Raw genomic sequence first — 19,092 nt, 5'->3', positions numbered from 1 at the left:
GGTGCGCGCAGCGGCTAGCGTCACGGGCCATGACAGGTGTTGCACTCGCCGAAGAGCTGCTCCTCCTCGCCTACGACGACGAGACCGGCAAGGCGACCATGCCGCGGATCAGCCTCGACCTGGGGATGGCCGCGGCAGTGCTGATCGAGCTGGCCCTCGCCGGCCGGATCGCGTACTCCGAGGGCGCGCTGACGGTGGTCGACCCGACGCCCACCGGCGAGCCGGTCACCGACGCCGTCCTGGAGCGGATGGCGGCCGACACCCCGCACTCCCCGTCGTCCTGGGTGCAGCGGCTGCGGCACGGCCTGCGCGACCGGATCCTCGGCGACCTGTGCCGCCAGGGCGTGGTGCGCGACGTGGACGAGACCGAGCTGGGCTTCATCCACGTGCACCGGTACCCGGTGGTGGACCCGTCGGTGGAGGCGGACACCCGGCGCCGGCTCGCCGCGGCGCTCACCGGCTCGGCGGTACCTGACGAGCGCACCGCCGCGCTGGCCACCCTGGTCGCCGTGCTCCGGATGGAACCGGCGCTCGGGATCAGCGCCGAGGCCACCGCGGACGCCCGCCGCCGGCTGGCCGAGATCGCCACCGGCGCCGGCTTCTCCGGCGAGGTCAGCCTGGAGGACTCGGTGGTCCGCCCCTCCGTCGGTCTGGTCGTCGTCGCCCTCGGCCAGGCCGTCGACGCCGCCCTCGGCCCCCGCCGCTGACCCACCCCGCCCTCGCGCCCCCTTCGCCCGGCACCTGTCGATCAAGGGATTCGCGTCGGCCGGGAAGCGTCCCGGCGCCGCGAGCCCCTTGATCAACCGCGGTCGGGTGGGGCCGCTAGAGGCCGAGGGCGGTGGAGATCTCGGCGCGGAGGGCGGCGACGGCCTCCGTCGCCCTGGCCCGGGCCGCGGCCACGTCGCCGTCCGCGACCGGCTCGACCACCTCGAGGTACGCCTTGAGCTTCGGCTCCGTGCCGGAGGGCCGGATCACCACCCGGGCGGCCCCGGTGCGCAGGATCACCACGTCGGCCTCGGGAAGCAGGTCCTGCGCCGAGGTCACCGGGTGGCCGAGCAGTTCGGTCGGGGTGGCCGCCCGGATCCGGGCCATCGCGGCGGCGATCTCCCGCAGATCGTCCACCCGCACCGAGAGCTGGTCGGTGTGGTGCACGCCGAACTCGGCGGCCAGCTCGTCCAGCCGGTCGGTCAGCGTCCGGCCCTCCGCCTTGAGCCCGGCGGCCAGTTCGGCCACGGTCAGCGCGGCGGTGATGCCGTCCTTGTCGCGTACGTGGTCGGGGGCCACGCAGTAGCCCAGCGCCTCCTCGTAGCCGAAGACCAGCGGGGCGCTGCCACCGCCGGCCCGGACGATCCACTTGAACCCGGTCAGCGTCTCGTCGTACGGCACGTCCCGGGTGGCGCACATCGCCCGCAGCAGGGACGACGACACGATCGTGGTGGCGTAGAGGCCGCTCACCCCGCGGCGCATCAGATGGTCGGCGAGGAGCACGCCCACCTCGTCGCCGCGCAGCATCCGCCACCCGGTCGTCGCGTCCCGAACGGCCACCGCGCAGCGGTCCGCGTCCGGGTCGTTGGCGATGGCGAGGTCCGCGCCGGTCGACTCGGCGAGCGCCACCAGCAGGTCCACCGCCCCCGGCTCCTCGGGGTTGGGGAACGAGACGGTCGGGAACGCCGGATCCGGTTCGGCCTGCTCCGGCACCACCCCGGGCACCGGGAAGCCGGCCCGCGCGAAGGCCGCGGTGAGCACGGCGGCCCCCACCCCGTGCAGCGGGGTGTACGCCACGGCGAGGTCCCGCGGCCCGTCCGGCGCGATCACCGCGGCGGCCCGCTCCACGTAGGACGCCACCAGGTCGTCGCCGAGCACCTGCCCGGGTGGGCCGAGTGGCACCTCGGCCAGCGGGCCGACGGCCCGGATCGCGGCCTCGATTCCGGCGTCGGCCGGCGGCACGATCTGCGCGCCGGCGCCCAGCGCACCGCCCAGGTCGGCGCCGAGGTAGACCTTGTAGCCGTTGTCCTGCGGCGGGTTGTGGCTGGCGGTCACCATCACCCCGGCGACCGCCCCGAGGTGGCGCACCGCGTACGCCAGGACCGGGGTGGGCAGCGGGCGGGGCAGCAGCAGCGCGGGCCGGCCGGCGCCGGTGGCCACCTGGGCGGTCCGCTCGGCGAACTGGCGGGAGCCGTGCCGGGCGTCGTACCCGATCACCAGCGGGCCGGAGCCGCCCTGGGCGGCGAGCCAGCCGACCAGCCCGGCGGCGGCCTGGGTGACCACCGCGAGGTTCATCCCGTTCGGCCCGGCGCGCAGCGGACCGCGCAGCCCGGCGGTGCCGAAGGTGAGCGGCCCGGCGAACCGGTCGGCCAGCTCCGGGGCGCTGGTCGGCAGCCGGTCGAGCACCGCCTGGAGTTCCGCCCGGCTGGCCGGGTCCGGGTCGTCGTCGAGCCAGCGCCGGGCTTGCTCGCGAATGTCGTCGATGTCAGTGGTGTCCGCCGGCATGCCTCTTGATAGCACGCCGGCGGATCACCCCGTCCGCTTCCCCTGCCTCAGCCGGCGTCGGTCAGCTGGAACGTCTTCACCATCTCGTCGAAGATCGGCTTGCTCTCCTCGAACTTGGCGTCGGTGGAGGTGAGGTAGAACGAGTAGACCCGGCCGTCGTGCACCACGCCGCGCCACACGCCGTGTCGCATGGTGTCGCCCTCGCCGCAGGTGTACTCCAGCTCGGCCGCCGGCTTGCCGGCCAGCTCCGCCTCGGTCATCGCGATCTGGTTGTACGGCTTGACGCAGGAGCTCTTCGAGCCCTTCAGGACGCCTTCGGCCACCTCGGCCCAACGCATCGAACTGCTGCCGCCGAACTTCTCGTTCAGCACCCGGACCTTGCGGCCGTCGTCCTCCGGGTCCAGGTAGTCGACGTACACGCCGCCGGTCGCCTTCTCCCAGCCCTTCGGCACCATCACCCGGACGCCCCGGGCGGAGTGCTCCTGCATCTCGACACCGGGGCCGGCCGGGGCGGCGGTGGTGGGCTGGGCCTGCGGCGGCGGGGGCGCGGGGTCGTCGCCGCCGCTGAACAGGGCGACCGCCCCGATCAGCAGCACCACGGCCAGCCCACCGGCCGCGGCCAGCTGCACCTTGCGGGGCCAGCCCTTGACCGTGCCGACCAGTTCCCCGCCGACCCGGCGGACCCGGTCGACCGGGCTGGCGCCGCCGGCGGGCGCGGCGGCCGGGGTGGTCCACGGCTGGCCGGTGCCCGGCACCGACCACTGGGCGCCGCCGCCGTAGGTGCCGCCCACCCGCTGGGTGGCGTCCGGCGTGGCGGCGTAGGGAACCGCCTGGGTGGCGTCCGGCTGAGCGCCCCAGCTGACCCGCTGGGTGGCCTCCGGCTGCCCCGCGCCGCCCACCCGCTGGGTGGCGTCGGCGCCGCCGTAGGTGCGGCCGGTGCGCGGTGCGGCCGGCGGCGACATGGCGCCGGTCGGCGTGTGCAGCGGGCCGGCCAGGGCGTCGGCGCTGGTCTCGTCCAACGCGGCGGCGCTCGGCAGGGCGGCCTGGCCGGGGCGCTCGCCCCGGCGCAGCGCGGCCAACCGGTCGGTCAGCGACTCGCCGGGGGCGAGCATCGCCCGGCCGCCGATCTGCCCGGTGGGCTTCGGCTCCGGCTGGGCCGGCGGCGGGGCGGACACCGGCCGTTGGACCGGCACCACCGAGTAGGGGTCGGTCACCGAGTTCACCGCGGCCGCGGTGCTGGTCAGCGGGCCGGCGAGCAGTTCGCGCAGCATGGCCCGGGCGGTGTGCACGTCCAGCCGGCGGCTCGGGTCCTTCTCCAGCAGGCCCATCAGCACCCGGGTCAGCGGGCCGCTGCGCTGCGGGGTGGCGGGCGGGTCCTCGACCACCGCGTGCATCGTCTCGATCGGGTCGCCCTTGTCGAACGGGGGCCGCCCCTCCACCGCGGTGTAGAGCGTCACGCCCAGCGAGAAGAGGTCGCTGGGCGGGCCGAACTCCTGGCCCATGGCGCGTTCCGGCGAGATGAAGTGCGGCGAGCCGAGCACCATCCCGGGCGTGGTGAGCTGTACGTCGGTGGGCATCCGGGCCACCCCGAAGTCGGTCAGCACGCACCGGCCGTCGGAGCAGATCAGCACGTTGGCCGGCTTCACGTCGCGGTGCAGCACACCGATCGCGTGGGCCACCTCGAGCGCGCCGAGCAGCGCGATGCCGATCTTGGCGACCACCCGGGGCGCGACCGGCCCGTCCTCGATCACCATGTCGGCGAGGCTGCGGGCGTCCAGCAGCTCCATCACGATCCACGGCCGGCCGCCCTCGGTGACCACGTCGTAGACCTGCACCACGGCCGGGTGCTGGATGGCTGCGGCGGCGCGGGCCTCGCGCAGGGTGCGCTCGTACATGGCGTCGCGGTCGCTGGGCGCCAGCCCCGGCGGGAGGACGACCTCCTTCACCGCCACGTCCCGGCGCAGGAGTGTGTCTGTGGCACGCCAGACCGTGCCCATGCCGCCGTTGCCCACCGCCGACCGCAGCGAGTAGCGCCCACCGATGGTGGTGCCGGGTGCCGCGCGTCCGGTCGGGGGACTGACTGGTCCGCCGCTCCACGTCGGGATCTGAGTCACAGAAAAGCCACCGGGGGAAATCGAGGGGGCTGGGACACAACCCCCCTATCTTGCTGGTTCCGACGCCCGATGCGAAAGCCGACGCGGCGGACGTTTACCGAACTCGACAGTACGTGCCCGGACGTTCACCTCCCGTCGACCTTCGTCGACGCAGTGTGCGGTATCCCTCACCCGTCCGCGCCGCCGCTCGTCCTACCATCCGGTAATGAGCGAACGGCGGTCAAGCGAGTCCGGTTTCCCGATCAAGGGCGTCTACACGGCGACCGACCTCCCGGAGGACCTGGACTCCCGGCTGGGCGGCCCCGGCGAGTACCCGTACACCCGTGGCGTCTACCCCACGATGTACACCTCCCGCCCCTGGACGATGCGCCAGTACGCCGGCTTCGGCACCGCCACCGAGTCCAACGCGCGCTACCACCAGTTGTTGCGCGCCGGCACGATGGGCCTCTCGGTCGCCTTCGACCTGCCGACGCAGATGGGCTACGACTCCGACGACCCGATCGCGCACGGCGAGGTGGGCAAGGTCGGGGTGGCCATCGACTCCATCGAGGACATGCGGCTGCTCTTCGACGGCATCCCGCTGGACAAGGTCTCCACCTCGATGACCATCAACGCGCCCGGTTCGGTGCTGCTGCTGCTCTACCAGCTGGTCGCCGAGGAGAACGGGGTGCCCGGCTCGGCGCTGAACGGCACCATCCAGAACGACATCCTCAAGGAGTACATCGCCCGCGGGACGTACATCTTCCCGCCGAAGCCCTCGCTGCGGCTGGTCGCCGACACGTTCGGCTACTGCCGCAAGGAGGTGCCGAAGTGGAACACCATCTCCATCTCCGGCTACCACATGGCCGAGGCCGGTGCGACGCCCGCGCAGGAGATCGCGTTCACCCTGGCCAACGGCGTCGAGTACGTCCGGGCAGCGCTGGCCGCCGGGCTGGCGGTGGACGACTTCGCGCCCCGGCTGTCGTTCTTCTTCGTCGCCCGCACCACGCTGCTGGAGGAGGTGGCCAAGTTCCGGGCCGCGCGGCGGATCTGGGCCCGGCTGATGCGGGACGACTTCGGCGCGAAGAACCCGAAGTCGATGATGCTGCGGTTCCACACCCAGACCGCCGGGGTGCAGCTGACCGCCCAGCAGCCCGAGGTGAACCTGGTCCGGGTCGCGGTGCAGGGGCTGGCCGCGGTGCTCGGCGGCACCCAGTCGCTGCACACCAACAGCTTCGACGAGGCGATCGCGCTGCCCACCGAGAAGGCCGCCCGGCTGGCGCTGCGTACCCAGCAGGTGCTGGCGTACGAGACCGACCTGACCGCCACCGTCGACCCGTTCGCCGGGTCGTACGTGGTGGAGGCGATGACCGCCGAACTGGAGGCGGCGGCGACCGAGCTGATGGACCGGGTCTTCGACCACGGTTCGGCGGTCGACGCCATCGAGGCCGGCTTCCAGAAGCGGGAGATCGAGCAGTCGGCGTACCGGATCGCCCAGGAGATCGACTCGGGCGAGCGGGTGGTGGTCGGGCTCAACCGGTTCGCCATCGACGCCGAGGAGCCGTACGAGCCGCTGCGGGTCGACCCGGCGATCGAGAAGGCGCAGGCGGAGCGGCTGGCCGAGCTGCGCCGTACCCGGGACGCCGGCGCCGTGGAGCGGGCCCTGGCCGACCTGCGCGCCGCCGCCTCCGGCACCGAGAACGTGCTCTACCCGATGAAGGCGGCGCTGCGCGCCCGCGCCACCGTCGGCGAGGTCTGCGGAACGCTGCGGGAGGTCTGGGGGCTGTACCGCCCGTCCGACCAGTTCTGAGCCCGACCGCCGGCGGCCACCGGCGACGCCGTCGACGCGTCGCCGGTGGCCGCCGGCGTGCCCGGGCCGGTCACCGGAGCCCGGGCACTTCGCCGGGCGCGTCGGTGCCGCCGGCGCGGCGCTACAGTTTCAGCAGGTACCCCGCCGCCGATCGGCGGCGCAGGCGTGGAGCGGGCCCGGCGACGCCGCCGGAACCCCGCGTCCCCCGGGGCGGCGCGGCCCACCGGCCGCGGCGTGTGCCGGGGAGGTTTACGGGTAACCCGGCCGGGTGATCGGGGACGCACACCGTGTGCGGTCGGATGGTGCCCGGACGTGTGAACGTCGGCGGATGCCTCGTTGCCGAGAGTGGTCGGGTAATTGTCGGAGTGTCAGTTCATCGAACCGACTAATGCGACAATTCGGAACAACGGCCCGAGGTCGGCGCTCGACTTCGTGACCCGCGAAACGGTTACGCGTTGTAGGAGGTGTGGGGCAGATGACGGCGTTCAATCGCGATCTACCTGCTGTCCCGCAGATCTACGAGCGCTCTCAGCAGGGCATTCGTGACGCTGTGCGGTCCGATCACTACCGTAACGAGGTTGCGCAGCGTCACCGCCGGAGGTCTAGGCTGTCTGCTGTTCCTGATGATCCATCCATCTCTAGTGATCGAGAATTCGACGTGACGAGTGCGTTGACGCTGCCCACGGGCAGCCAGCTGGCGTCGTCCTGGCCGGAGGCGCCCACCGGGTCCCAACCCCTGCCGTTCGAGCTGGACCACCTTCTCGCCCTCCGGGTACCCGGGCTCATCGCCACCCGCCGTCACATCCACTCCCACCCCGAGCTCTCCGGCGAGGAGTTCGAGACCGCCGCGCTGGTCGCCCGGGAGCTCTCCCTGGCCGGGCTGAACCCGCGGCTGCTGCCCAAGGGCAACGGGGTCATCTGCGACATCGACGGCCGCCCGGACGGTCCGGTGGTCGCGCTGCGCGCCGACATCGACGCGCTGCCGCTGACCGACGTCAAGGACGTGCCGTACCGCTCGACCGTGGACGGGGTCTGCCACGCCTGCGGCCACGACGTGCACACCTCGATCATGCTCGGTGTGGGCATGCTGCTGGCCCAGCTCGCCGACCGCGGCGAGCTGCCCGGCCGGGTCCGGCTGATCTTCCAGCCGGCCGAGGAGATCCTGCCCTGCGGCTCGCTCGAGGTCATCGAGGCCGGCGGGCTGGACGACGTGGTGCAGATCTTCGCGCTGCACTGCGACCCCAATCTGCCGGTCGGGCAGATCGGCCTGCGGGTCGGCCCGATCACCGCGGCCGCCGACAACGTCACCGTCCGGCTGACCGGGCCGGGCGGCCACACCGCCCGGCCGCACCTGACCGTCGACCTGGTCGACGCGCTCGGCCGGCTGATCACCGAGGTGCCCGCGCTGGTGAGCCGCCGGGTGCCGGCCAACAGCGGGCTGCTGCTGGTGTTCGGCCACGCCTCGGCCGGCACCCGGTACAACGTCATCCCGTCCGAGGCGTGCGCGGCCGGCACCCTGCGGGTGATGGACCGCGACACCTGGGAACTCGCGCCCAAGATCGTCGGTCAGGTGATCCGGGACGTCATCGCGCCGACCGGCGCCACCGTCGACCTGGAGTACCTGCGCGGCCGCCCGCCCGTGAGCAACGACTCCCGGGCCATCCAGGTGCTGACCGCCGCCACCGCCGCCGCGCTCGGCGCCGACGGCGTCGCCGAGACCCCGCAGAGCATGGGGGGCGAGGACTTCTCCTGGTACCTGGAGTACGTGCCGGGCGCGCTGGCCCGGCTCGGCGTCGGCCGTTCCGGCCCGAACGTGGACCTGCACCGCGCCTCGTTCGACGTGGACGAGCGGGCCATCGCGGTGGGCGTACGCGTCATGGTGCAGACCGCGCTGCGGGCACTGGCGGCGGCGCGCTGACCGGCGGCGCCGGCTGGCGACGCCGCCGCCGGCGCAGCACCACCAGCAGCACCGTCAGCGGTACGCCGAACGCGATCAGCCAGGGCAGCAGCGCGCCCAGCACGGTCAGCAGCAGCGTCATCGAGGCGAGGAAGACCTTCCAGCCGGCCGCCAGCCCGACCAGGAAGCCGGTCTCCGGCTCCTCCTCGGCGGTGGTGGCGTCCGGCCCGACCAGCGACACGGTGATGGTCGACAGCGCGGTGAGGTCGGCCAGCCGGCGCTTCTTCGCCTCCAGCGAGGCGAGGTCCGCCTCCCGGCGGGCCAGCTCGTTCTCCAGCGACACCAGATCGGTGATCGAGGTGGCCCGGGCGAGCAGGCGGCGGGCGCTCTCCACCCGGGCGCGCTGGCTGGTGATCCGGGCGTCGAGGTCGATCGTCTCCTCGGTGACGTCCTCGGTCTTGATGTCCCGGCGCTGCTGGCGGCCCAGCTTCGCGATCTCGTCGACGACCTCGTTGAACTTCGCCGCCGGCACCCGCAGCTGAAGCTCCGCCACCGCGTCGGCCGCCGAGCTGCGCCGCTCGTCGCCGCCGACGAAACCGCCGGCCCGGGTGGCCGTGGCGGTCGCCTCCCGCGCGGCGGCGTCCACATCGTCCACCTGCACCCGCATCGTTCCGGTGTAGATGATCGCCCGCTGGTCGACCCGCAGGTCCGGTGCGCCCGCGCCGGCCTGCTCCGGTGCCCCCGGACCGGCCTTGTTCTGGTCCGCCGCGGCACCCTCCTGCCCACCCGGCGCCACGGCTGCCGAGTCCCGGGCACCGCCGGAGTCGCCACTCCCGCAACCCGCGAGGGCCAGCAGCGCGACGACACCCGCCGCGACCAGCGCCGTCCCGCGGCGACGTGCTCTCCGTCCGTCCATCCCCGTCCCTTCCTCCACCGCCCCGCTCCGGGGCGATACCTCAGACGCGACGCGTCGGCACGTCGGTTCCGGCAGACTGCGCTCAGGACGTCACGATTCGATAATCGAGGAGTCACGATGCAGCTCACCAAGTACGCCCACTCCTGCGTACGGCTGGAGCACGACGGGGGAGTGCTGGTCATCGACCCGGGCGGGTTCAGCGAGCCGGCGGCGCTGGACGGGGCGGACGCGGTGCTGATCACCCACGAGCATCCCGACCACGTCCACGTCGAGACGCTGGTCCGGCAGCTCGATCGGCGGCCGGTGCCCGTGTACGGACCGTCCTCGCTCGCCCGCACCCTCGGCGAGGCGGCCGAGGCGCTCGAACCGGTCGAGGCGGGCCAGTCGTTCACCGCCGCCGGGGTGGCGGTCCGCGCCTACGGCGGGCGGCACGCCGTGATCCACCCCGACATCCCGGTGGTGGACAACCTGGGGTATCTGTTCAACGACGTCGTCTACCACCCCGGCGACGCGCTGGTCGTCCCCGACGACGTGCAGGTCGACACGCTCTTCGCGCCGATCCACGCGCCCTGGTCGAAGTTCTCCGAGGTGGTGGACTTCATCCGGGCGGTCGCGCCGCGACGCGCCTTCGCCGCGCACGACGCGCTGCTCAACAGCAACGGCTACGGCGTACTCGACCGGCAGTACACCGCGCTGTCCAACTGCGAGTACCAGCGGTTGGAGCCGGGTACCAAGATCGACGGCTGAGGCGATGGCCGGCCCCTCCCGCGACCTCGTCCAGCAGCTCTACAGCACTCCGCCCGACCGGTTCGTCGCGGCCCGCGACGCGGCAGCCGCCGAGGCCCGTCAGGCCGGCGATCCGAAGACCGCCCGGGAGATCGCCAAGCTGCGCCGGCCCACCGTGGCCGCCTGGCTGGTCAACCTGCTCGCCCACCGCCGCCCCGAACTGGTCGCCGACCTGGCCCAGCTGGCCGAGTCGCTCCGGTCCGCCCAGCGCGAGCTGCGCGGCTCCCGGCTGCGCGAACTCTCCGCCCAACGGCGGGCGGTGGTCGGCGCGCTGGTCGGCGAGGTCCGCAAGCTGGCGGCGCAGACCGACGGGGCGCCGGCGGCCGGGAAGCTGCCGCTGGCCGAGGTGGAGGCGACGTTGAACGCCGCGCTCTCCGACACCGAGGTGGCCGAGCAGGTCCGCGCCGGCCGGCTGCTGCGGGCGGCGAGCTACGCCGGCTTCGGCGAGGTGCCCCGGCCGCAGCTGCGGCTGGTCACCGGCGGGGAGGAGGCGGAACCGGAGCCGCCCCGCCCGGAACGCGGCCGCCCGGACCGGGCCGCCCTCCGGGCGGAGCAGGCCGAACGGGCCGCCCGGGCGGAGCGGGCCCGGCGGCGCCGGGCGCTGGAGAAGGAGCTGGCGAAGGCGCGTACCGAACAGGAGCGGGCGGAGGCGGAGCTGGCCGGCGCGGCGGCGGCTGAACGCGACGGCGCCGCCGCCCTGGACGCCGTGGAGGCGGAGCTGGCCGAGCTGGAACGCCGGCGGGCGGTCGTCGAGCAGGAACTGAGCCGGTCCAAGCTGGCCCGTCGCGCGGCCGAACGGTCGCTCACCGCCGCGCGCCGCCGCGCCGGCGAGGTGGAGGCGGCGGTGGAGGCGCTGGACGCCGAAGAGGGGGGCTGACGACGCGAACCGGGCACGGCAGACTGATCCCCGATGAGCGAGCGGAGCGAGCGAATCATCAGGCTCAGCGCGGCGGGGCCTCATGACGGCACGCAGCGCAGCGGAGTGCCGGCATGAGCGGACGGCGGGGAGCGGGCGGATGACGCCGGAACAGATCGCCGCGGCCAGCAAGCCGATCGTGCTCGAACTCGGCGACGCGTACACCCGGTGCCCGATCACGCTGCGCCGGGCCCGGCTGCTCGGCATCTCCGGCTGGGCGTTCTACATCACCGGTCGGGCCGGCGCGCTCGGCGACGTCCGGGCCGAGACGGCCGCCGCGGCGCTCGGGTTCATCGAGCCGGGTGCGGTGGCCGACGGCTGGGACACGGCGGCCCGAACCATCCGGCCGTTCGAGGTGGCCCTCGCCAGCCTCGCCGAGTGTTGCCGCTGGGGCGACGAGCGGCTGGCCGCCTTCCCCGCCGTGGAGCGCCTCGCCGACCTGCTTGGCCGGGCGGTCCTCGCCGCCGACGCCAGCGGCATGCCGCTCTTCGCCGCCTGGCGCGCGGTGACCGTGCCGGGGCAGACCCCGGGTGGCCGGGCCGCCGCCGGGCTGCGCCTGCTCCGCGAGCACTTCGCCGGTGCGCACCTGCTCGCCGTACGGGCCAGCGGGATGAGCCCGCTGGAGGCGGTGCTGGCCGGGCCGGAGGGGGAGGCCGGGGCGGTGGCCTGCGGCTGGCCGCCGCCGTACCCGCCGGTGGGGCCGCTGGTGCGGCGCCGGCTCTGGGCCGAGGCGGTGACCGACCGGCTGACCGCCGCCGCGTTCGCGGCGCTCGGCCCGGCCGACGGCACCGAGCTGCTGGACCTGCTCGCCGCCACCCGGTCCCACCTGAGCCCCCGGTGAGACCCGGCCCACCCGGGCCGCCGGTATTGGGCGGCGCTCCCCGGGCCGCCGGTAATTGGGCGGCGCTCCTCGGGCCGGCCTGCCAGGATCACCCCCGTGAATCTCCCCGCCGGATGGACCGCCCGCCGATCCGCCCTCGACGACATCCCCGCGATCCTGGCCGTGGTGCACGCCGCCGACACCTTCGCCGTCGGCTACCCCGACTTCGACGCCGACGACGTGCGGGACGCCCTCACCGCACCCTTCGTCGACCCGCAGCGCGACTCCTGGCTGGTTACCGACCCCGAGGGCGTGGTGGTCGGCTGGGCGATCCTGTCGAACCCGACCGGCGTGGGCCGCGAATTCGTCGAGGTCTACGTCGACCCGGAGCGCGGCGAGGGGGTGCGTGCCCCGCTGCTCGCCCGGCAGCTCGACCGGATCGCCGAACGGGCCGCCGAGCGGGGCCGACCGGAGCTGACCGTGCGCACCTCGGTGTTCGCGCCGGAGACGCGCTGGGCGGCCGAGCTGGCCGAGGCCGGGTTCCGCCGGGCCAAGCGGTACGTGCGGATGCGCCGGGAGCTGGCCGACCTGCCCGCCGAGCCGCCGCTGCCGCCGGGCGTGACGGTCCGGCCGCTGCGCGCCGGCGACGAGGCCGACCTGCGGCTGTTCCACCAGATCTACGACACCGCGTTCCGGGACACCCTGGACTACGAACCGGCCGGCTTCGACCGCTGGCGCGAGGCGCTTCGGGTGCCCGGGACGCTCTGGGACGAATGGTTCTTCGCCGAGGTCGACGGGGTGCCCGCGGGGGCGTTGCAGTCCTCCGACCAAGCGCTGGATCAGGACGAGGGCTTCGTGCGGACGCTGTCGGTGCTGCCCGCGTACCGGCGGCGCGGGGTGGGCGCGGCGCTGCTGTGGCGCGCCTTCACGACGTACGCCGGGAAGGGGCGCAAGTACGCCGGGCTGGGGGTGGACCTGACCAACCCGACCGCGCCGGTGGGGCTCTACCGGTCGGTCGGGCTGCGCGAGGTGCGCTGGACGGACATGTACGAGCGGGTGGTACCGGCCACCGGTGTGTGATTGACGACCCTGGCCGGGGCCGCCTCGCCGGGCGGTCCCGGCTGGGAGCAGACTGTGGGTCGTGGGATACGCGCGGCTAGGCCGAAGCGGTGCCGGTGGGACGGGACCGCAGTTCGGTGACGTAGTCGTCCGGCGCGCCCGCCTTCTCGGCGGCGTTCGCGATCTCCGAGAGGTACCACGAGGTGGGCAGCCCGCCCTCGTAGCCGTCGAAGACGTAGATCCACGCGGTGACGTCCCCGTCGAGGGTCGAGACCCGCACGTGCAGCTTGCGGTACGTGCCGGAGGTCACCCCCTCGATCTCGTCGAGCTGGGCGGCGTCGTACGGGTGGATGTCGTAGAGCGCCACGAACACCCGGTCGCCGGGGGACTCGACGACGGTGCTGACCGCGCCCTCCCAGCCGATCACGTCCTCGCCCGCGAAGGTGAGCCGCCAGCCCTCCAGCCAGCCGGTGCCCACCATCGGCGAATGCGGACAGTAGGCGCGCATCCGGGCGGGGTCGAGGTTTGAGCCGTAGGCGGCGTAATGACGCACGGCGATGACGATAGCCCGGCCGGCCGGTGGGGGAGAATACGACGGTGCGTGTCGAGCGCGTTCGGGAGAAGAAAGTCACTGTGAGCATCGACGAAGGGCGAGCGCTGTGAGCCGGATCGTGATCATCGGCGGTGGGCCGGCCGGGTACGAGGCGGCGCTGGTCGCCGCCCAGCTGGACGCTGATGTCACCGTGGTGGAGGCCGAGGGCGCCGGCGGGGCGTGCGTGCTGTCCGACTGCGTCCCGTCGAAGACCTTCATCGCCAGCTCCGAGGTGGTGACCGGCTACCGGGACACCGAGGAGTTCGGGGTGCACTCCGACGGGCTGGAGGCGGTCACCGTCGACGCCCGGGCGGTGCACGAGCGGGTCAAGCGGCTCGCCCTGGCCCAGTCCGCCGACATCCACGCCAAGCTGCTCAAGGCCGGGGTGACCTTCGTCGCCGGCAGCGCCCGGCTGGGTGAGGACACCCTGGGGCACACCCACCGGGTGGTCGTCACGCCGGCCGAGGGCGGCGCCGACTACTCCATCGACGCGTCCACCGTGCTGATCGCCACCGGCGCCACGCCGCGCCAGCTGCCCACCGCCGTACCGGACGGCGAGCGCATCCTGACCTGGCGCCAGGTGTACGACCTGCCCGAGCTGCCCGAGCACCTGATCGTGGTCGGCTCCGGCGTCACCGGCGCCGAGTTCGCCAGCGCCTACCTCGCGATGGGCGTCGAGGTGACCCTGGTCTCCAGCCGCGACCGGGTGATGCCGCACGAGGACGCCGACGCGGCGATGGCCATCGAGCGGGTCTTCCGCAACCGCGGCATGAGCATCCTGAACAACTCCCGGGCCGACGCGGTCCGCCGGACCGACGGCGGCGTCGAGGTCGAGCTCTCCGACGGCCGCAAGGTGTACGGCTCGCACGCGCTGATCGCCGTCGGTTCCATCCCGAACACCGCCAACCTGGGCCTGGCCGAGTACGGCGTCGAGCTGGCCAAGGGTGGCTACGTCACGGTCGACCGGGTGTCCCGCACCAACGTCCCCGGCATCTACGCCGCCGGCGACTGCACCGGAGTGCTGCCGCTGGCCAGCGTCGCCGCCATGCAGGGTCGGATCGCGATGTGGCACGCGCTCGGCGAGGCGGTCCGGCCGCTGCGGCTGCGTACCGTCGCGGCGAACGTCTTCACCGACCCGGAGCTGGCCACCGTCGGCGTCTCCCAGGACGAGGTGGACGCCGGCAAGGTGCCGGCCCGGCAGGTGATGCTGCCGCTCTCCGGCAACGCCCGGGCCAAGATGGCCGACCTGGCCGACGGCTTCGTGAAGCTCTTCTGCCGGCCGGCCAGCGGCCAGGTGATCGGCGGCGTGGTGGTCGCCCCGAAGGCCAGCGAGCTGATCCTGCCGATCACCATGGCGGTGGAGAACAACCTCACCGTCAACGAGCTGGCCCAGACCATCACGATCTACCCGTCGCTCTCCGGCTCGATCACCGAGGCGGCCCGCCAGCTCATGCTCCACGAACTGGAGTGACCCGCCGCCGGGGCTCGTCGATCGTGGCCCCGGGGTGCCGCCCGCGCCACCCCGGCACGCCGGTCGCACCGGGCACCGGGACGGCGTGCTCCACGCGGCGGAGCAGGGTCAGCGCGACCGTGGCGAGCAGGGCCACCTCGGTGAGGATGAGCAGCCGCTCGATCAGGCCGAGCAGGACCCGGTCACCGGGGTAGGCCGACCAGACCATCACCGCCGCCAGGGTCAGGCTGGCCAGGGCGAATCCGCGTACCCAGCGGCCGGCGGCGTCCGGCAATCGGCGGGCGAGCAGCCAGCCGCCGACCGGCAGCGCGAGGAAGGCGACCACCGAGGCGTACCGGTGCACGTAGGCGGCGGTGTCCATGGGCAGCCCGGGCTCGTTGGTCGGCACGACCGCCGCGAGCAGCAGCCCGCCGACCCACGCGGCGAGCAGCACCTCGGTCAGCCGCCCGGCCCCGGCCTGGCGGGCACCGGTCTGGCGAGCCCCGGCCCGGCGGGCGTCGGGCCGGCCGCCGTCGGGTGGCGGGGCGGCCCGCCGCAGGGCGGGCAGGAGTGCGGCGGTGGCCACCGCGAGCACGACCATGGCCACGTCGATCACGCCGCCCCGGTCGGAGACGGCGTAGTCGCTGACGGTCAGCGACCAGGGATTCAGGTCCTCGTTCACCTCGAGGTGACCGATCACGGCGAGCAGCGCCGCCAGGGCGATCCCGCCGAGGGCCAGCAGGCCACTGTTCCGGATTCCAGGCATGCCTCAGCCTGCCGCCGGAACCACCCGAAACGGATCGGGGCCGGACACCGAAATCGATCCCGGGGACCACCCCTAGAGGTCGGGCTTGATCGACTCCGGGTCGCCGATGTGGCGGTATCGACCGGACCCGGACACCGCCATGTCGCCGGCATGGCGGGCCGAGCCCCGCCCCGGGCGGCTAGTCGGCGGTCGCCTCGGCCGGGGTGGGGGGCTGCTGGCGGGCGCTGAGCAGGGTGATCGCCCAGCCGGCGGCCGCGAAGCCGAGCGCCGCCACCCCGGCGACCACAGCCAGCCGCCACGCCGACCCGGTCAGCGCGGTCCCGCCCAGGTGCCCCACCAGCGCTCCGTACGACGCCCAGGCCAGCGCGGCCATCGCCTCGTAGAGCAGGAAGAGGCGGTACGGGTACCGGCTGCGCCCGGCCGAGAAGCAGGCCGCCATCCGCCCGCCCGGTACGAACCGGCAGAGCAGGATCACCAGCGGGCCGGGCCGGCGCAGGCCCCGGGTGACCCGGCCGGCGACCCGCCGGGCCCGGCCCGGTCCGCCGGGTCGGGGCGGCCGGCGGCCGGGCGCGCTCCGGCCGAGCAGGTAACAGACCAGGTCGCCGGCGAAGACGCCGAGCGCGCCGACGGCGATGGTCAGCGGCAGGTTCAGCCCGCCGTACACGGTCAGCGCGCCGCCGGTGATCATGACGACCTGGGTGGGGATCACCGGCACGAAGGCGTCCGCGACCAGCAGTCCGAGCAGCGCGAGGTACGCCCAGGTCGGCGATGCGACCTCAGTGAGTAGTTCGGGCACGACTGCCACCTCGCCGGACGGGGCCGATTGGGTGTAACGAGCCTGACGTCTCCGCCGGTGCCACCGGGAACGGCCCTGGCCGGTGGTGACCGCCGACACGGCTGCGCCACCGGAGGTCCAACGATCGGACGTCCGGGAAGTGACGCAGGCGTCGGCGGTCGGCGGATCGGCGGTCGTCGGCGTACCGTTGTCGGCGCGCGGCCCAGGACCGTCGGGTCCCCCGTTTCCGACGGCGGGCCGCCGCGGGCCGCCGGCAGGTCCCGTGCCGGCGGCCCGCCACCGCTCCCCGTCCGCCCGGCCGCGCTCCGCCGGGAAATGCGGGTGCGGGCCGCGCCGCGGCCGGCGTACCGTCGCGGCATGCGCAGTGCGGTGCTGACCACGACGCCGGGAGACCCCGGCGCGCCGTACTGACCAATCCGTCGACGAGGCCCCGGGGCGATCCGCCCCGGGGCCTCGTGGCGTTCCGGACCGGCTCGCCCGTGGGGCGTACCCGAACCAGGAGCGCGACATGATCGACCACCGCAGGCTCGGCCGGGAGCTGGACCTGTTCGTCTCCGACCCGCTGGCCGGCGCCGGACTGCCGATCTGGCTGCCGGCCGGCGCCGCCGCCCGGCACGCCGTCGAGGAGTACGTGCGGGAGCTGGAGCGCCGGGCCGGCTACCGGCACGTCTACTCCCCGCCGCTGGGCAAACGGCAGCTCTTCGAGATCTCCGGCCACCTCGACTACTTCGCCGACGACATGTTCCCGCCGCTGCGGCTCAGTGCCGACGACGAGTTCGTGCTCCGGCCGGCGCTCTGCCCGCACCACGCCCTGGTCTACCGGGCTCGGGGGCGCTCCTATCGCGAGCTGCCGCTGCGGATCGCCGAGCTGGGCGGGATGTACCGGGCCGAGCGCTCGGGGGTGCTCGGCGGGCTGTCCCGGGTGCGCGCCATCTCGCTCAACGACGCGCACAACTTCTGCTCCCTGGAGCAGGTGGGTGCGGAGGTCGCCGCCATCCTCGGGCTGATCCGCGAGGCGCACGCGGCGCTCGGCGTACGGCCCGCCGGCTTCCGGCTGTCGCTGCGCGGGCCGGAGCAGCGCTACGTCGGCGACGACGCGCAGTGGTCGCGGGCCGAGGAGCTGCTGCGGGAGGCCCTGGCCGGGGTGGAGTACGCCGAGGCGCCCGGCGACGCCGCCTTCTACGGCCCGAAGATCGACATCCAGATCGTGGACGCCGCCGGCCGGGAGTCGACCCTGTCGACCGTGCAGCTCGACTTCGACAAGCCGGCCAAGTTCGACCTCTGGTACACCGACGCGGACGGGGCGCGGCGGCGGCCGGTGCTGGTGCACCGGAGCCTGGTGGGCAGCATGGAGCGGCTCTTCGCGTACCTCATCGAGGTGCACCAGGGAGCCTTTCCGGCCTGGTACGCCCCGGTGCAGCTGGTGGTGCTGCCGGTCGACGAGGGGCAGGCCGAGGCGGCCGACCGGTTCGCGGCCGACGCGCTGGCGGCCGGGCTGCGGGCCGAGGTCGACCGCGCCGGCTCGCTGGGCGCCCGGGTACGCGGCGCCGCCCGGCGCCGGGTGCCGTACGTCGCGGTGATCGGGCCCCGCGAGGCGGCCGACGGACGGGTCTCGCTGCGGCTGCGCGACGGCCGCGGGCTCGACCCGATGCCCGCCGGCGACGCGCTCGGGCTGGTCGCCCGGGTGGTGGCCGCCCGCTCGGCCGACCTGCTCGGCGCGGGCTGAACCCGCGCCGGGCAGGTCGGCGACGCCCCCGGCCCGGTCGGTTCCGACGTGGGCCGGGGCGTGCGGCCGTAGCGTGGCGGTCAGGAGGAGACCGTGGCCCACGCAGCTGTCGCGCACCGCACCGTCGACGTCGACGGGATCGACGTCTTCTACCGGGAGTCCGGGCCGCCGGACGCCCCGGTGGTGCTGCTGCCGCACGGCTACCCGTCGTCGTCGTTCCAGTTCCGCAACCTGCTGCCCGCGCTCGGCGACCGGTGGCGGGCGATCGCGCCGGACCTGCCGGGTTTCGGCTACAGCGACACGCCGGACCCGGCCCGGTTCGGGTACACCTTCGACGCCTACGCCGAGCTGCTGCGCCGGTTCGCCGAGGTGCTGTCGCTCACCCGCTACGTGATCTACCTGCAGGACTACGGCAGCCAGTTCGGGCTGCGGCTGGCGATGGCCGCGCCGGAGCGGGTCGCCGGCCTGGTCATCCAGAACGGCGACATCTACCCCGACCAGCACGGCCCCAAGTACGAGCCGCTGAAGCGGTTCTGGCGCGACCCGACCGACGAGGGCCGGGCCCGCCTCGCCGAGGCGGTCAGCGAGGCGGGCTTCCGCGGCGAGTTCCTCGGTGAGCTGCCGGACGGGTTGACCGACCGGGTCAGCCCCGACCTGTGGCGGCTGTCCTGGGCTCTGGTACGGGCCGAACCGGCGCGGCGGCACAATCTGGTCCGCCTGCTGGCCGACCAGGGCAGCACCGTCGCGTGGTTCCCCCGCCAACAGGAGTACCTGCGGACCCACCGGCCGCCGACGCTGATCGTCTGGGGGCCGCACGACGGCTACATGCCGGCCGGCGCGGCGCGCGCCTACCTGCGGGACCTGCCCGACGCGGAGCTGCACCTGCTCGACGGCGGGCACTGGCTGCTGGAGACCCACCTCGACGAGGTGGTGCGGCTGCTGCGGGACTTCCTCGACCGGGTCCACCGCTGACCG

At 74.4% G+C, this 19,092-nt stretch carries 15 protein-coding genes and 1 pseudogene; 10 read left to right on the top strand and 6 right to left on the bottom strand.

Annotated features, from left to right (window positions below; genetic code table 11):
- The first annotated feature begins 29 nt into the window (after nucleotides 1-29).
- Nucleotides 30-707: a GOLPH3/VPS74 family protein gene (locus tag GA0070609_RS25075; RefSeq protein WP_088996063.1), complete on the top strand. Its 678-nt coding sequence runs from the start codon at nucleotides 30-32 to the stop codon at nucleotides 705-707.
- A gap of 115 nt (nucleotides 708-822) precedes the next feature.
- On the opposite strand, the gene GA0070609_RS25070 is transcribed toward GA0070609_RS25075, so the two are convergent.
- Together GA0070609_RS25070 and GA0070609_RS25065 are read right to left on the bottom strand one after the other, a co-directional pair.
- On the bottom strand, nucleotides 823-2,490 hold the full coding sequence (locus GA0070609_RS25070) for a phospho-sugar mutase (RefSeq protein WP_088996062.1): 1,668 nt from the start codon (nucleotides 2,488-2,490) through the stop codon (nucleotides 823-825).
- Nucleotides 2,491-2,537: 47 nt separating this feature from the next.
- Complete coding sequence (locus tag GA0070609_RS25065; protein ID WP_088996061.1) at nucleotides 2,538-4,604, bottom strand: serine/threonine-protein kinase; 2,067 nt, start codon at nucleotides 4,602-4,604, stop codon at nucleotides 2,538-2,540.
- A gap of 205 nt (nucleotides 4,605-4,809) precedes the next feature.
- Here GA0070609_RS25065 and GA0070609_RS25060 point away from each other — a divergent pair, with 205 nt between their 5' ends.
- Complete coding sequence (locus GA0070609_RS25060; protein WP_088996060.1) at nucleotides 4,810-6,393, top strand: acyl-CoA mutase large subunit family protein; 1,584 nt, start codon at nucleotides 4,810-4,812, stop codon at nucleotides 6,391-6,393.
- A gap of 658 nt (nucleotides 6,394-7,051) precedes the next feature.
- Complete coding sequence (locus GA0070609_RS25055; protein WP_088996059.1) at nucleotides 7,052-8,311, top strand: amidohydrolase; 1,260 nt, start codon at nucleotides 7,052-7,054, stop codon at nucleotides 8,309-8,311.
- On the opposite strand, the gene GA0070609_RS25050 is transcribed toward GA0070609_RS25055, so the two are convergent.
- Entirely contained in the window at nucleotides 8,268-9,206 is a 939-nt protein-coding gene (locus GA0070609_RS25050; RefSeq protein WP_088996058.1) for a DUF4349 domain-containing protein, read from the bottom strand. The two genes, GA0070609_RS25055 and GA0070609_RS25050, sit on opposite strands and share 44 nt — an antisense overlap.
- A gap of 117 nt (nucleotides 9,207-9,323) precedes the next feature.
- Between GA0070609_RS25050 and GA0070609_RS25045 the strand changes: the two genes are divergently transcribed.
- The 4 genes from GA0070609_RS25045 (at nucleotide 9,324) to GA0070609_RS25030 (ending at nucleotide 12,808) form a co-directional block, all read left to right on the top strand.
- Nucleotides 9,324-9,953, top strand: a complete 630-nt coding sequence (locus GA0070609_RS25045; RefSeq protein ID WP_088996057.1) for an MBL fold metallo-hydrolase — start codon at nucleotides 9,324-9,326, stop codon at nucleotides 9,951-9,953.
- 4 nt (nucleotides 9,954-9,957) lie between these two features.
- Nucleotides 9,958-10,869 (top strand): hypothetical protein, encoded by a 912-nt coding sequence (locus tag GA0070609_RS25040; RefSeq protein WP_088996056.1) that lies wholly within the window; start codon nucleotides 9,958-9,960, stop codon nucleotides 10,867-10,869.
- Between the two features lie 139 nt (nucleotides 10,870-11,008).
- The gene (locus GA0070609_RS25035; protein WP_088996055.1) at nucleotides 11,009-11,749 is read left to right on the top strand and encodes an SCO6745 family protein; all 741 of its coding nucleotides are present in this window, start codon (nucleotides 11,009-11,011) and stop codon (nucleotides 11,747-11,749) included.
- Between the two features lie 96 nt (nucleotides 11,750-11,845).
- Entirely contained in the window at nucleotides 11,846-12,808 is a 963-nt protein-coding gene (locus GA0070609_RS25030) for a GNAT family N-acetyltransferase (RefSeq protein WP_088996054.1), read from the top strand.
- Nucleotides 12,809-12,884: 76 nt separating this feature from the next.
- Here the strand turns inward: GA0070609_RS25030 and GA0070609_RS25025 are convergent, their stop codons facing one another.
- Nucleotides 12,885-13,340: a gamma-glutamylcyclotransferase gene (locus GA0070609_RS25025; protein WP_088996053.1), complete on the bottom strand. Its 456-nt coding sequence runs from the start codon at nucleotides 13,338-13,340 to the stop codon at nucleotides 12,885-12,887.
- Between the two features lie 106 nt (nucleotides 13,341-13,446).
- On the opposite strand from GA0070609_RS25025, the gene GA0070609_RS25020 reads away from it, so the two are divergent.
- Nucleotides 13,447-14,850 (top strand): NAD(P)H-quinone dehydrogenase, encoded by a 1,404-nt coding sequence (locus tag GA0070609_RS25020; protein WP_088996052.1) that lies wholly within the window; start codon nucleotides 13,447-13,449, stop codon nucleotides 14,848-14,850.
- Here GA0070609_RS25020 and GA0070609_RS25015 read toward each other — a convergent pair.
- Complete coding sequence (locus tag GA0070609_RS25015; protein ID WP_088996051.1) at nucleotides 14,828-15,595, bottom strand: DUF998 domain-containing protein; 768 nt, start codon at nucleotides 15,593-15,595, stop codon at nucleotides 14,828-14,830. The two genes, GA0070609_RS25020 and GA0070609_RS25015, sit on opposite strands and share 23 nt — an antisense overlap.
- Before the next feature lie 178 nt (nucleotides 15,596-15,773).
- Nucleotides 15,774-16,391, bottom strand: a complete 618-nt coding sequence (locus GA0070609_RS25010) for a DedA family protein (protein WP_088996050.1) — start codon at nucleotides 16,389-16,391, stop codon at nucleotides 15,774-15,776.
- 505 nt (nucleotides 16,392-16,896) lie between these two features.
- Here GA0070609_RS25010 and thrS point away from each other — a divergent pair.
- Nucleotides 16,897-18,117: pseudogene (thrS, locus tag GA0070609_RS25005) on the top strand (threonine--tRNA ligase); the annotation flags it as partial.
- Between the two features lie 93 nt (nucleotides 18,118-18,210).
- Entirely contained in the window at nucleotides 18,211-19,089 is an 879-nt protein-coding gene (locus GA0070609_RS25000; RefSeq protein ID WP_088996048.1) for an alpha/beta fold hydrolase, read from the top strand.
- Nucleotides 19,090-19,092 lie beyond the last annotated feature (3 nt).

The sequence above is a fragment of the Micromonospora echinaurantiaca genome, from assembly GCF_900090235.1.
GTDB classification, from domain to species: domain Bacteria; phylum Actinomycetota; class Actinomycetes; order Mycobacteriales; family Micromonosporaceae; genus Micromonospora; species Micromonospora echinaurantiaca.
This window is presented reverse-complemented; position numbering and strand designations above follow the sequence as displayed.